This window comes from Pseudomonas fluorescens Q2-87, assembly GCF_000281895.1.
Taxonomy (GTDB): Bacteria; Pseudomonadota; Gammaproteobacteria; order Pseudomonadales; family Pseudomonadaceae; genus Aquipseudomonas; species Aquipseudomonas fluorescens_S.
The window spans coordinates 1,108,286-1,122,858 of sequence record NZ_CM001558.1; the positions used below are offsets into that span (position 1 = coordinate 1,108,286).

At 61.8% G+C, this 14,573-nt stretch carries 10 protein-coding genes; 9 read left to right on the forward strand and 1 reads right to left on the reverse strand.

Annotated elements, in window-relative coordinates; translation table 11 throughout:
* The first annotated feature begins 202 nt into the window (after positions 1–202).
* The 8 genes from lptF to pdxJ all read left to right on the forward strand — a co-directional run bounded on the left by lptF (position 203) and on the right by pdxJ (position 8,713).
* Positions 203–1,324: an LPS export ABC transporter permease LptF gene (lptF, locus tag PFLQ2_RS22630; protein WP_003178362.1), complete on the forward strand. Its 1,122-nt coding sequence runs from the start codon at positions 203–205 to the stop codon at positions 1,322–1,324.
* A complete protein-coding gene (gene lptG / locus PFLQ2_RS22625; protein ID WP_003178365.1) occupies positions 1,317–2,378 on the forward strand; it encodes an LPS export ABC transporter permease LptG in 1,062 nt (353 codons plus the stop codon). The genes lptF and lptG overlap by 8 nt, the downstream gene beginning before the upstream one ends.
* 256 nt (positions 2,379–2,634) lie before the next feature.
* On the forward strand, positions 2,635–4,434 hold the full coding sequence (gene lepA / locus PFLQ2_RS22620; RefSeq protein ID WP_003178366.1) for a translation elongation factor 4: 1,800 nt from the start codon (positions 2,635–2,637) through the stop codon (positions 4,432–4,434).
* 5 nt (positions 4,435–4,439) lie between these two features.
* Positions 4,440–5,294 carry a signal peptidase I gene (lepB, locus tag PFLQ2_RS22615; RefSeq protein WP_003178369.1) on the forward strand — a complete coding sequence of 285 codons (855 nt, stop codon included), beginning with the start codon at positions 4,440–4,442 and terminating at the stop codon, positions 5,292–5,294.
* Between the two features lie 183 nt (positions 5,295–5,477).
* A complete protein-coding gene (gene rnc, locus PFLQ2_RS22610; RefSeq protein WP_003178372.1) occupies positions 5,478–6,167 on the forward strand; it encodes a ribonuclease III in 690 nt (229 codons plus the stop codon).
* Positions 6,160–7,062, forward strand: coding sequence for a GTPase Era (gene era / locus PFLQ2_RS22605; RefSeq protein ID WP_003178374.1), 903 nt, complete (start codon positions 6,160–6,162; stop codon positions 7,060–7,062). Before rnc ends, era begins: the two co-directional genes overlap by 8 nt.
* A gap of 168 nt (positions 7,063–7,230) precedes the next feature.
* Positions 7,231–7,920: a DNA repair protein RecO gene (recO, locus tag PFLQ2_RS22600; RefSeq protein WP_003178376.1), complete on the forward strand. Its 690-nt coding sequence runs from the start codon at positions 7,231–7,233 to the stop codon at positions 7,918–7,920.
* 49 nt (positions 7,921–7,969) lie between these two features.
* On the forward strand, positions 7,970–8,713 hold the full coding sequence (gene pdxJ / locus PFLQ2_RS22595; RefSeq protein ID WP_003178379.1) for a pyridoxine 5'-phosphate synthase: 744 nt from the start codon (positions 7,970–7,972) through the stop codon (positions 8,711–8,713).
* 210 nt (positions 8,714–8,923) lie between these two features.
* On the opposite strand, the gene mltF is transcribed toward pdxJ, so the two are convergent.
* Positions 8,924–10,384 carry a membrane-bound lytic murein transglycosylase MltF gene (gene mltF / locus PFLQ2_RS22590; protein WP_003178381.1) on the reverse strand — a complete coding sequence of 487 codons (1,461 nt, stop codon included), beginning with the start codon at positions 10,382–10,384 and terminating at the stop codon, positions 8,924–8,926.
* A gap of 288 nt (positions 10,385–10,672) precedes the next feature.
* Between mltF and purL the strand changes: the two genes are divergently transcribed.
* Positions 10,673–14,569, forward strand: coding sequence for a phosphoribosylformylglycinamidine synthase (purL, locus tag PFLQ2_RS22585; protein WP_003178383.1), 3,897 nt, complete (start codon positions 10,673–10,675; stop codon positions 14,567–14,569).
* The last annotated feature ends 4 nt before the right edge of the window (positions 14,570–14,573 follow it).

Genomic DNA, 14,573 nt, shown 5'->3' on the forward strand with positions numbered 1-14,573 from the left:
GTTTGAACCTCGCCGACCAAGCCTGACAAGCCACCCGTAGCGCTAACTTGTGGCTTTAATCACCGGCTTAGAGCGTGCGAAGTGACAGGCGCCTCCAATCACAGGATAATGCGCCTCTTTTTTCGGCGGTTCGCCTTGGCGGCCCGGCTCGATATGTATGCTTGTTTGGCCGCCTTAGCCTGACAATCCTGGAGTGTCTGGTTTGATCGTCTTTCGTTATCTATCCCGCGAAGTCCTGCTGACCCTGAGCGCCGTCAGCGCCGTGCTGCTGGTCATCATCATGAGCGGACGCTTCATCAAGTACCTCGCCCAGGCGGCGTCCGGTGCCCTGGATCCTGGCTCCCTGTTCCTGATCATGGGGTTCCGCCTGCCGGGCTTCCTGCAACTGATCCTGCCGCTGGGGTTGTTCCTCGGTATCCTGCTGGCTTACGGCCGTTTGTACCTGGACAGCGAAATGACCGTGCTGTCGGCCACTGGCATGAGCCAGCAGCGCCTGTTCCGTATCACGCTGTTCCCGGCCACGCTGGTCGCGCTGATGGTGGCCTGGCTGAGCCTGAGCCTTTCGCCCCAGGGTGCGAACCAGTTCCAACTGCTGATCAACCAGCAGGACGCCATGACCGAATTCGATACCTTGGTGCCAGGGCGCTTCCAGGCCTTGCGCGACGGTACCCGCGTGACCTACACCGAGCAGCTGTCGGAAGACCGCGTCAACCTGGGCGGTGTCTTCATTACGCAAAAGAACTTGTCCTCGGACCCCAAGAAGGATCGCGGCATTTCCGTGCTGGTGGCCGAGAAGGGCAAGCAGGAAATCAGCCCCGACGGCAACCGCTACCTGATCCTGAAAAATGGCTACCGCTACGACGGCAAGCCGGGGCAGGCCGATTACCGGGCGATCCAGTACGACACCTATGGCGTGCTGTTGCCCAAGCCAGAAGTCAGTGAAGAAGTGACCGACCGCGATGCGATGCCCACCGCCAGCCTGTTGGGCAGCAATGACATCCGTGCGCGCACCGAGCTGCAATGGCGCCTGTCGCTGCCGCTGCTGGTGTTCATCGTGACCCTCATGGCGGTCCCCCTGTCGCGGGTCAACCCCCGCCAGGGCCGTTTCCTCAAGCTGCTGCCGGCAATTCTTCTTTATATGGCTTACCTGACCATCCTGATTTCCGCCCGCAGTGCCCTGGAAAAAGGCAAGATCCCGCCGACGCTGGGCCTGTGGTGGGTGCATGGCATTTTCCTCGCCATCGGTCTGGGGTTGCTCTATTGGGAACCGCTGCGCCTGAAACTGGCCAGTCGCCGCAGCGCGCTGGAGGTGGCCCGTGGTTAAGCTCGATCGCTACATCGGCAGCAGCGTGTTCATCGCGATCCTCGCGGTACTGGGGATCATTCTTGGCCTGGCGACCCTGTTCGCGTTCATCGATGAAATGAGCGACGTCAGCGACACTTACACCTTGATGGATGTCGCGAGCTACGTGCTGTTGACCGCGCCGCGCCGTCTCTACGACATGTTGCCGATGGCGGCACTGATCGGTTGCCTGATCGGCCTGGGCAGCCTGGCCAGCAACAGTGAGCTGACCATCATGCGCGCCGCTGGCGTGTCCATCGGTCGGATCGTCTGGGCGGTGATGAAGCCGATGCTGGTGCTGATGCTGGTGGGCCTGCTGATCGGCGAATACATCGCCCCGGCGACCGAGAACACCGCGCAGGCCAACCGATCCCTGGCCCAGGGCGGTGGCGATGCGCAAAGCGCCAAGCATGGCCTGTGGCACCGCCAGGGTGACGAGTTCATCCACATCAACTCGGTCCAGCCCAACGGCGTGCTTTATGGCGTGACCCGGTATCGTTTCGACGACCAGCGGCACATGCTCTCGTCGAGCTTTGCCAAACGCGCCAATTTTGCCGAGGATCACTGGCAATTGACCGATGTCACCACCACGCTCTTCCATGACAAGCGCACCGAGGTGGTCGCTGCCCCGCAAGAGCGCTGGGACGTGTCGATCAGCCCGCAATTGCTCAGCACCGTGGTGATGGCGCCGGAATCCCTGTCGATTACCGGTTTGTGGGGCTATATCCATTACCTGGCGGACCAGGGCCTGAACAATGGCCGCTACTGGCTGGCTTTTTGGGTCAAGGTGTTGCAACCGCTGGTCACCGCCGCCCTGGTATTGATGGCGATTTCCTTCATCTTCGGCCCGCTGCGCTCGGTGACCCTGGGGCAACGGGTGTTTACTGGCGTGCTGGTGGGCTTCACGTTCCGTATTGCCCAGGACCTGCTGGGTCCTTCGAGCCTGGTGTTCGGTTTCTCGCCGCTGTTTGCAGTGCTGGTCCCTGCCGGTATCTGCGCGTTGGCCGGGCTCTGGCTGCTGCGTCGGGCGGGTTGACCCGGATTTCTTGTGGTGAGCGGGCTCTTGTGGCGAGGGAGCTTGCTCCCGCTGGACTGCGCAGCAGTCCCCTACACCCTGCCTGACCTATAGCCGTGGCGGATAAATCGAGGGCCGCTTCGCAGCCCAGCGGGAGCAAGCTCCCTCGCCACAAGAGCTCATCGACAGGCGAACGTGACGCTTGCGCGGTCTATCAGGTACAATTCCCGGCTATTTTTCGGCGGGCCATGCCTGCAGCCTTTTTGAGTGTTGATCCGTGAGTGATTTGAGTCATATCCGCAATTTCTCCATCATCGCCCACATTGACCATGGCAAGTCGACGCTGGCCGATCGCTTCATCCAGATGTGCGGCGGCCTGGCCGAGCGTGAAATGGAAGCCCAGGTCCTGGATTCCATGGACCTCGAGCGTGAGCGCGGGATCACCATCAAGGCCCACAGCGTTACCCTCTATTACAAGGCTCGCGACGGCGTTACCTATCAGCTGAACTTCATCGATACCCCGGGCCACGTCGACTTCACCTATGAAGTCAGCCGGTCGCTGGCGGCCTGTGAAGGTGCGTTGCTGGTGGTCGATGCCGGCCAGGGTGTCGAAGCCCAATCGGTTGCCAACTGCTACACGGCCATCGAGCAGGGCCTGGAAGTCATGCCGGTGCTGAACAAGATCGACCTGCCCCAGGCCGATCCGGACCGGGTGAAGGAAGAAATCGAGAAAATCATCGGCATCGACGCCACCGACGCGGTCACGTGCAGCGCCAAGACCGGCCTGGGCGTGGATGAAGTGCTCGAGCGCCTGGTGACCACCATCCCCGCGCCAACCGGCAATATCGAAGATCCGCTGCAAGCGTTGATCATCGATTCCTGGTTCGACAACTACCTGGGCGTGGTTTCCCTGGTTCGCGTGCGCCATGGCCGCGTGAAGAAGGGCGACAAGATCCTGGTCAAGTCCACCGGCAAGATCCACCTGGTGGACAGCGTCGGTGTATTCAACCCCAAGCACACCGCCACCGTTGACCTGAAGGCCGGTGAAGTGGGCTTCATCATCGCCGGTATCAAGGACATCCACGGGGCGCCGGTCGGCGATACCCTGACCTTGAGCACCACCCCCGACGTCGATGTGCTACCCGGTTTCAAACGTATCCAGCCACAGGTCTATGCCGGCCTGTTCCCGGTCAGCTCCGACGACTTCGAGGATTTCCGCGAAGCCCTGCAAAAGCTGACCCTGAACGACTCGTCCCTGCAGTACACCCCGGAAAGCTCCGACGCCCTGGGCTTCGGCTTCCGTTGCGGGTTCCTGGGCATGCTGCACATGGAAATCATCCAGGAGCGCCTGGAGCGCGAGTACGACCTGGACCTGATCACCACGGCGCCAACCGTAATCTTCGAGCTGCTGCTCAAGAACGGCGAAACCATCTACGTCGACAACCCGTCCAAGCTGCCGGACCTGTCGGCCATCGAAGACATGCGCGAGCCGATCGTGCGGGCGAACATCCTTGTGCCTCAGGAGCACCTGGGCAACGTCATTACCCTGTGCATTGAAAAGCGCGGCGTGCAGCACGACATGTTGTTCCTCGGCTCGCAGGTCCAGGTGACCTACGACCTGCCGATGAACGAAGTGGTGCTGGACTTCTTCGACCGCCTGAAATCCACCAGTCGCGGCTATGCTTCGCTGGACTATCATTTCGATCGCTACCAATCGGCTAATCTGGTGAAACTGGATGTGCTGATCAACGGCGAGAAAGTCGATGCCCTGGCATTGATCGTGCACCGGGACAACGCGCACTACAAAGGTCGTGCGTTGACCGAGAAGATGAAAGAACTGATTCCGCGGCAGATGTTCGACGTGGCAATCCAGGCCGCCATTGGTGGGCAGATTGTGGCGCGTACAACCGTCAAGGCGCTCAGAAAGAACGTATTGGCCAAATGCTACGGTGGCGACGTCAGCCGTAAGCGCAAGCTGTTGGAAAAGCAGAAGGCCGGTAAAAAACGCATGAAGCAGGTCGGCAACGTGGAAATTCCACAGGAAGCCTTCCTTGCGGTGCTCAGGTTGGATAGTTAGGTCCTATGTCGCTAAATTTCCCGCTGTTGCTGGTTATCGCCGTGTTTGTCTGCGGTCTGTTGGCGTTGCTTGATCTGTTGTTCCTGGCGCCCCGGCGTCGGGCGGCCATCGCCTCTTATCAGGGCAGCGTCAGCCAGCCTGATGGCGTGGTGGTCGAAAAGCTCAGCAAGGAACCGCTGCTGGTCGAATACGGCAAGTCGTTCTTTCCGGTGCTGTTCATCGTGCTGGTGCTGCGCTCGTTCCTGGTGGAACCGTTCCAGATCCCGTCCGGCTCGATGAAGCCGACCCTGGACGTGGGCGATTTCATCCTGGTGAACAAGTTCTCCTACGGCATTCGCCTGCCAGTGATCGACAAGAAGGTCATCGAGGTGGGTGACCCGCAACGCGGCGATGTGATGGTGTTCCGCTTCCCGAGCGACCCGAACGTCAACTACATCAAGCGCGTGGTCGGCCTGCCGGGCGACACAATCCGCTACACCGCCGACAAGCGCCTGTTTGTCAATGGCGAATCGGTGGCCGAGCAATTGCTCGGCTCCGAGCCGGGCACGCTGGGCAGTGCCGAGCTCTACCGGGAAAAACTCGGCGAGGCCGAACACCTGATCCGCAAGGAAATGAGCCGTTACCGCGCTACTCCGGACCATACGTGGACCGTGCCGGCGGGGCACTATTTCATGATGGGCGACAACCGCGACAACTCCAACGACAGCCGTTACTGGGATGATCCGAACATTCCCAAGAACCTGCTGGGCATGGTCCCCGACCGGAACATCGTCGGCAAGGCCTTTGCAGTCTGGATGAGCTGGCCGGAACCCAAACTCAGTCACCTGCCGAATTTCTCGCGGGTTGGCCTGATCAAGTAATCACACACGGCGCTGTTGAACACAGCGCCGAATGCATTTCTGGAGCCTGCACAAGGCGCCCGAAGGCATGAAGCCAACGATAGTCAGGACGTTATTTTTGAACACAGCGTTAATTGTCCCAAGCCAACGGTGCCTCGGCGCCGTGGCGGTGGAATCCAGCCACGAACTCAGCGTGGGTAAACCGTGAGCGTTTCTCTTAGCCGTCTCGAGCGTCAGCTCGGCTACACCTTCAAGGATCAGGAACTGATGCTCCTGGCCCTCACTCACCGCAGTTTTGCCGGGCGCAACAACGAGCGCCTGGAATTCCTCGGTGATGCCATCCTCAACTTTGTGGCCGGCGAGGCGCTGTTCGAGCGCTTCCCGTTGGCTCGCGAAGGCCAGTTGTCGCGTTTGCGCGCACGATTGGTGAAAGGTGAGACCCTGGCCGTACTGGCCCGTGGTTTTGACCTGGGCGATTACCTGCGCCTGGGCTCCGGCGAGTTGAAAAGTGGCGGTTTCCGTCGCGAGTCGATCCTGGCCGATGCCCTGGAAGCGTTGATTGGTGCGATCTACCTGGACGCCGGCATGGAAATGGCGCGCGAACGCGTGCTGGCCTGGCTGACCTCCGAGATCGACAGCCTGACGCTGGTGGACACCAACAAGGATCCGAAGACCCGTTTGCAGGAGTTCCTGCAATCGCGCAGTTGCGAACTACCGCGCTACGAAGTCGTGGATATCCAGGGTGAGCCGCATTGCCGAACCTTCTTCGTCGAATGCGAAGTTGTCTTACTGAATGAAAAAAGCCGGGGTCAGGGTGTGAGTCGTCGTATTGCCGAACAGGTAGCGGCCGCCGCAGCACTGATTGCCCTGGGCGTGGAGAATGGCAATGACTGATACAACTGTGACCCGTTGCGGCTACGTCGCCATCGTTGGCCGGCCGAACGTGGGCAAGTCCACATTGCTGAACCACATCCTCGGGCAGAAGCTGGCGATTACCTCGCGCAAGCCCCAGACCACTCGACACAACATGCTCGGTATCAAGACCGAAGGCGATGTCCAGGCGATCTACGTCGACACCCCGGGCATGCACAAGGGTGGCGAAAAGGCCCTGAACCGCTACATGAACAAGACTGCTTCGGCGGCGTTGAAAGACGTCGACGTAGTGATCTTCGTGGTCGATCGCACCAAGTGGACCGACGAAGACCAGATGGTCCTCGAGCGCGTCCAGTACGTGACGGGCCCGTTGATCGTGGCGCTGAACAAGACCGATCGTATCGAAGACAAGGCTGAGCTGATGCCGCACCTGAGTTGGTTGCAGGAGCAGTTGCCGAACGCCCAGATCATCCCGATTTCTGCCCAGCACGGTCATAACCTCGACGCGCTGGAGCGGGTGATTGCCGAACACTTGCCGGAAAATGATCACTTCTTCCCCGAAGACCAGATCACCGACCGCAGCAGCCGTTTCCTCGCCGCTGAACTGGTGCGCGAGAAAATAATGCGCCAGATGGGCGCCGAGCTGCCGTACCAGATCACCGTCGAGATCGAAGAGTTCAAGCAACAGGGCAAGACCCTGCATATCCATGCGTTGATTCTCGTCGAGCGTGACGGCCAGAAGAAAATCATCATTGGCGACAAGGGCGAGCGCATCAAGCGCATCGGCACCGAGGCGCGCAAGGACATGGAGCTGCTGTTCGACTCCAAGATCATGCTCAACCTGTGGGTCAAGGTGAAGGGCGGCTGGTCCGATGATGAGCGGGCGCTGCGTTCGCTGGGTTACGGCGACCTGTAATCCGTCCGGCGGTACACCACGGACCTTGTGGGAGCGGGCTTGCTCGCGAATGCGTCCTGTCAGTTGGCATCATTGTTAACTGACACACCGCATTCGCGAGCAAGCCCGCTCCCACATTGGTTTTGGGTCGTTTATCAAATTGTGCTCCGTCAGCGAGACTTCATTCCCATGCCCCCAACCCAACCCCTCGCCCAATCCGCCTACGTCCTCCACAGCCGCGCCTACCGCGAAAGCAGTGCCTTGGTGGATTTCCTCACGCCCCAAGGGCGGCTGCGGGCGGTGTTGCGGGCGGCGCGGGGCAAGGCCGGGACGCTGGCGCGGCCGTTCGTGCCGCTGGAAGTGGAGTTTCGCGGGCGGGGTGAGCTGAAGAACGTCGGTCGCATGGAAAGCAACGGCGTTGCAGCGTGGCTCAATGGCGAGGCACTTTTCAGTGGTTTATACCTCAATGAACTGCTGATCCGCCTGCTGCCCGCCGAGGACCCCCATCCTGCGGTCTTCGATCATTACGCCGCCACATTGCTGGCCCTGGCCGAAGGCCGTCCACTGGAGCCGCTGCTGCGCTCGTTCGAATGGCGGCTGCTGGATGACTTGGGTTATGGCTTCGCCCTCGACACGGACCTGCACGGCGAGCCCATCGCCGTCGACGGCCTGTACCGCTTGCAAGTGGATGCCGGCCTGGAGCAGGTCTACCTGTTGCAACCCGGGCTGTTCAACGGCGCAGAGCTGCTGGCCATGGCCGAGGCAGACTGGACTGCGCCGGGCGCGCTGTCGGCGGCCAAGCGCCTGATGCGCCAAGCCCTGGCGGTTCACCTGGGCGGCAAGCCGCTGGTCAGTCGCGAGCTGTTTCGCAAGCCCTGATCAACCCGTATGCTGTGGGCCGACTATTTGCTTATTCAGGAGCCTTTTCGTGAGCACCAGCAATCGCATTCTTCTCGGCGTGAACATCGACCATGTCGCCACGCTGCGCCAGGCCCGCGGTACGCGCTACCCGGACCCGGTCAAGGCCGCACTGGACGCCGAAGAGGCGGGCGCCGACGGCATCACCGTGCACCTGCGTGAAGACCGCCGCCATATCCAGGAGCGCGACGTGCTGCTGCTCAAGGACGTGCTGCAAACCCGCATGAACTTTGAAATGGGCGTAACCGAAGAAATGATGGCGTTCGCCGAGCGCATCCGTCCGGCGCACATCTGCCTGGTGCCGGAGACGCGCCAGGAGCTGACCACCGAAGGCGGCCTGGATGTGGCGGGGCAAGAGTCGCGGATCAGCTTGGCGGTGGAACGGCTGGCGAAGCTCGGCGCTGAAGTGTCGCTGTTCATCGATGCCGATGAGCGGCAGATCGAAGCGGCCAAGCGCGTCGGCGCCCCGGCCATCGAATTGCATACCGGTCGTTATGCCGATGCCGACACGCCCACCGATGTGGCCGACGAGCTGCAACGAGTCGCTGATGGAGTCAGCTTCGGCCTGGCCCAAGGTCTGATCGTCAACGCCGGCCATGGCCTGCACTACCACAACGTCGAAGCCGTCGCGGCGATCAAAGGCATCAACGAACTGAACATCGGCCACGCGCTGGTGGCCCATGCGTTGTTTGTCGGGTTCAAGTCGGCTGTGTCGGAAATGAAAGCGCTGATCCTGGCTGCCGCGAAGTCCTGACCGCAGCCACAAGACCCAATGTGGCTGCTCAATTAAGGCTTGCCTGATTCATTGTGGCGAGGGAGCTTGCTCCCGCTGGGCTGCGCAGCAGCCCCGTGGATCTGTCAGACACACCGGGTTGTCAGGGAGTTATTAGGGCCGCTTCGCGCCCCAGCGGGAGCAAGCTCCCTCGCCACGGGATCATCACAGCATCAGGATGGTGCACGGCCATCAGAGCTGCGGGCTTTCCTGGTTCGGCTTGCTCTTGTCCACACCCGGCACATGCAGGTTGCCCTCGGCCACTTGGTTGCCTTCGAGCTGTGGCTGTGTGACCCAGGTCAGGATGTCGTAGTAGCGGCGGATGTTCGCCACGAAATGCACCGGCTCGCCGCCCCGGGCGTAGCCGTAGCGGGTCTTGCTGTACCACTGTTTCTGGGACAGGCGCGGCAGGATCTTTTTAACATCCAGCCATTTGTTCGGGTTCAACCCTTCCTTGGCCGCCAGCTTGCGTGCGTCATCCAAGTGGCCGCTGCCCACGTTATAGGCGGCGAGGGCGAACCAGGTGCGGTCCGGCTCCTCGATGCTCTCGTCCAGTTGGTCCTTCATGTAGGCCAGGTACTTGGCACCACCCATGATGCTCTGCTTCGGATCCAGGCGGTTGGACACGCCCATCGCCTGGGCCGTGTTCTGGGTCAGCATCATCAGGCCGCGCACGCCGGTCTTGGAAGTGACCGCCGGTTGCCACAGCGATTCCTGGTAACCAATGGCCGCCAGCAGGCGCCAATCGACTTTCTCTTGCTTGGCGTAGGCCTTGAAGTGTTGCTCGTATTTGGGCAGCCGTTGCTGCAGATGCTGGGCGAAGGTGGTAGCGCCCATGTAGCCGAGGACATCGACATGCCCGTAATAACGATCCTTGAGACGTTGCAGCGTGCCGTTCTTCTGCACCTTGTCCAGGTAGCTGTTGATTTCGTTGAGCAGGCTGTTGTCTTCGCCAGGAGCCACCGCCCAGCTCTGGCTGCGGGCGTCACCCAGGTCGAAGGCGACGCGAACGTTGGGGAAGTACACCTGGTTCATCGCCACTTCGTTGGAATCCACCAGGGTCAGGTCGATCTGGCCTTCATCGACCATGCGCAGCAGGTCGACCACTTCAACGGCGTCGGATTCTTCGTATTCGATCCCCGGATATTGCTGTTTCAGCTGTGCCAGCTGCTCGGCGTGGGAACTGCCCTTGAGCACCATGATCTTCTTGCCGGCCAGGGCCGCCGCGTCGGTGGGGCGTGACTGGCCGTTGCGGTAGATGATCTGGGGGGTGACTTCCAGGTATGGGTGGGAAAACCGCACCTGTTTCTTGCGCTGTTCGCTGCTGACCAGGCCGGCGGCCGCCAGTACCGGGCCGTTGGGCTTGCCGACCTGGTTGAACAGATCGTCGAGGTTGTCGGCGGTCTCGATCTTCAGCTCCACCCCCAAATCATCGGCGAAACGCTTCACCAGCTCGTATTCGAAGCCGGTTTCACCGTTGCGATCCTCAAAGTAGGTGGCAGGGCTGTTTCGGGTAACCACCCGCAGCACGCCATCCTCCTTTACGCGCTCCAGTGTGTTGGGTTTCTCAACACAACCACTGAGCACCAGGAAGAGTCCGGTAGCGATCAGCCACTTGGCATATCGCGGACGCAAAGCCGTTGGGGAAAACATCTGCGCAGTATACGCAAACGGCCCCTGCCGCCATATCTCGACAGCAAAAGGCCAGTCTGCTAGCGGTTGCAAAACATGTCCGCAACTCAGGCCGGCCGGGGGGCACCGGCCCTCGGCTCGCTGAAAAATATCTCTGGGCGAGCCTCGAAATGGCGCTCCGATAAAGCCGTTCGGGCAAAGACCGACATTCGGCCAGTACCCCGCGTGCCGTTTCGGGTGCCGTTGCCAACGGTTTAGGCTAGAATGCACGGCCTCAAAGCACACCCCCTTCCCGAGGCTGTCCCGAAGATGTTGATCCTGCGCGGCGCTCCTGCCCTTTCTGCCTTTCGCCACAGCAAACTCCTTGAGCAACTGAGCCAGAAGGTTCCGGCTGTCAGCGGCTTGTATGCTGAATTCGCTCACTTCGCCGAAGTCACCGGCGGGTTGACCGGCGACGAACAGCAGGTGCTCGCGCGCCTTCTGAAGTACGGTCCCAGTGTTCCCGTCCAGGAACCGACCGGTCGTCTGTTCCTGGTGCTGCCACGGTTCGGCACCATTTCGCCATGGTCGAGCAAGGCCAGCGACATCGCCCGCAACTGCGGTCTGGCGAAGATCCAGCGCCTGGAGCGCGGCATTGCCTTTTATGTGGCGGGTGAATTCAGCGAGGCCCAAGCCCAGCTGATCGCCGACGGCCTGCATGACCGCATGACCCAGGTCGTACTGAGTAACCTGGAGCAGGCGTCCGGCCTGTTCAGCCATGCCGAACCCAAGCCGCTGACCGCCATCGACGTGCTCGGCGGTGGTCGCGCCGCGCTGGAAAAAGCCAACGCCGAACTGGGCCTGGCCCTGGCCGAAGACGAGATCGATTACCTGGTCAGCGCCTTCCAGGGCTTGAAGCGCAACCCGCACGACATCGAACTGATGATGTTCGCCCAGGCCAACTCCGAGCACTGCCGCCACAAGATCTTCAACGCCAGTTGGGACATTGACGGCCAGAGCCAGGAAAAAAGCCTGTTCGGCATGATCAAGAACACCTACCAGATGCACAACGAAGGTGTGCTCTCGGCCTACAAGGACAACGCCGCGGTCATCGTCGGCAACGTCGCTGGTCGTTTCTACCCGAACCCTGAGACCCGCCAGTACGGTGCGGTCCAGGAGCCGGTGCACATTCTCATGAAGGTCGAGACCCACAACCACCCGACCGCGATTGCCCCGTTTCCCGGCGCGTCCACCGGTTCCGGTGGCGAGATCCGCGACGAAGGCGCCACCGGGCGCGGTGCCAAGCCCAAGGCTGGCCTGACCGGTTTCACTGTGTCGAACCTGCAGATCCCGGGCTTCGAACAGCCGTGGGAAAAGCCCTACGGCAAGCCTGAGCGCATCGTCAACGCCCTGGACATCATGATCGAAGGCCCCCTGGGTGGCGCGGCGTTCAACAACGAATTCGGCCGTCCGGCCCTGACCGGTTACTTCCGTACCTTCGAACAGTCCATCACCACGCCTCGTGGCGAAGAAGTTCGCGGTTACCACAAGCCGATCATGCTCGCCGGCGGCATGGGCAACATCCGCGCCGACCACGTGCAGAAAGGCGAGATCCTGGTTGGTTCCAAGCTGATCGTCCTCGGTGGCCCGGCCATGCTGATCGGCCTGGGCGGCGGCGCCGCTTCCTCCATGGCCACCGGCACCAGCTCGGCGGACCTGGACTTCGCTTCGGTCCAGCGGGAAAACCCGGAAATGGAACGCCGTTGCCAGGAAGTCATCGATCGTTGCTGGCAGTTGGGCGAGCACAACCCCATCAGCTTTATCCACGACGTCGGCGCGGGCGGCCTGTCCAACGCCTTCCCGGAACTGGTCAACGACGGTGGCCGTGGTGGCCGCTTCGAACTGCGCAACATTCCGAACGACGAGCCGGGCATGGCCCCGCACGAAATCTGGAGCAACGAATCCCAGGAGCGTTACGTCCTGGCGGTCGGCCCGGCCGATTTCGATCGTTTCAAGGCCATCTGTGAACGTGAGCGCTGCCCGTTCGCCGTGGTCGGCGAAGCCACCGCCGAGCCGCAACTGACTGTCACCGACAGTCACTTCGGCAACAGCCCGGTGGACATGCCGCTGGAAGTGCTGCTGGGCAAGGCCCCACGCATGCACCGTTCGGCCGTTCGCGAAGCCGAGCTGGGCGACGATTTCGATCCGTCCACCCTCGACGTTGCCGAATCCATCGAGCGCGTCCTGCACCACCCGGCCGTGGCCAGCAAAAGTTTCCTGATCACCATCGGCGACCGCACCATCACCGGCCTCGTGGCCCGTGACCAGATGGTTGGCCCGTGGCAGGTGCCGGTGGCTGACGTGGCCGTGACCGCTACCAGCTTCGACGTCTACACCGGCGAAGCCATGGCCATGGGCGAACGCACGCCGCTGGCGCTGCTGGACGCCCCGGCGTCGGGCCGCATGGCGATTGGCGAGACCCTGACCAACATCGCGGCCTCGCGCATCGGCAAGATTTCCGACATCAAGCTGTCGGCCAACTGGATGTCCGCCGCCGGCCACCCGGGTGAAGACGCCCGCTTGTACGACACCGTCAAGGCCGTCGGCATGGAGCTGTGCCCGGAGCTGAGCATCACCATTCCGGTGGGCAAGGACTCCATGTCCATGGCCACGCGCTGGAACGACGAAGGCGTGGACAAGAGCGTGACCTCGCCGCTGTCGCTGATCGTGACCGGTTTCGCACCGGTTACCGATATCCGCCAGACCCTGACCCCGCAATTGCGCATGGACAAGGGCACCACCGACCTGATCCTGATCGACCTGGGCCGTGGCCAGAACCGCATGGGCGCCTCGATCCTGGCCCAGGTGCACGGCAAGCTTGGCTCGCAAGCGCCGGATGTCGATGATGCCGAAGACCTGAAAGCCTTCTTCGCTGTGATCCAGGGCCTCAACGCCGACGGTCATTTGCTGGCCTACCATGACCGTTCCGATGGCGGCTTGCTGACCACCGTGGTGGAAATGGCCTTTGCCGGCCACTGCGGCTTGAACCTGACCCTGGACAGCGTCGCCGAATCCGCCGCCGAGATCCCGGCCATCCTGTTCAACGAAGAACTGGGTGCGGTGATCCAGGTGCGCCAGGACGCCACCCCGGACATCCTCGCCCAGTTCAGCGCGGCCGGCCTGGCCGATTGCGTCTCGGTGATCGGCCAGCCGATCAACAACGCCCACATCAACATCACCTTCAACGGCGACACCGTCTTCGAAGGCCAGCGCCGCCTGTTGCAGCGCCAGTGGGCCGAAACCAGCTACCAGATCCAGCGCCTGCGTGACAACGCCGACTGCGCCGAGCAAGAGTTCGACGCGCTGCTGGAAGAAGACAACCCGGGCCTGAGCGCCAAGCTCAGCTACGACGTCAACCACGACGTGGCCGCGCCGTACATCAAGAAAGGCATTCGCCCACAAGTGGCGGTCCTGCGCGAGCAGGGCGTCAACGGCCAAGTGGAAATGGCGGCAGCGTTCGACCGCGCCGGCTTCAACGCGATCGACGTGCACATGAGCGACATCCTGGCTGGCCGTGTCGACCTGAACGACTTCAAGGGCATGGTCGCCTGTGGCGGCTTCTCCTACGGCGACGTATTGGGTGCCGGTGAAGGCTGGGCCAAGTCGGCCCTGTTCAACAGCCGCGCTCGCGATGCGTTCCAGGGTTTCTTCGAACGTACCGACAGCTTCACCCTCGGTGTGTGCAACGGTTGCCAGATGATGTCCAACCTGCACGAGCTGATCCCGGGCAGCGAGTTCTGGCCGCACTTCGTGCGTAACCGTTCCGAGCAGTTCGAAGCCCGCGTGGCAATGGTCCAGGTCCAGGAGTCGAATTCGATCTTCCTGCAGGGCATGGCCGGTTCGCGCATGCCGATCGCCATCGCCCACGGCGAAGGCCATGCGGAATTCGAAAGCGAGGAAGCCTTGCTCGAAGCCGACCTGTCCGGTTGCGTGTCGCTGCGTTTCGTCGACAACCACGGCAAGGTCACTGAAAACTACCCGGCCAACCCGAACGGCTCGCCGCGCGGGATCACTGGCCTGACCAGCCGCGACGGCCGCGTCACGATCATGATGCCGCACCCGGAGCGAGTGTTCCGCGCGGTGCAGAACTCGTGGCGTTCGGACGACTGGAACGAGGACGCGCCATGGATGCGCATGTTCCGCAACGCGCGCGTCTGGGTGAACTAAGACG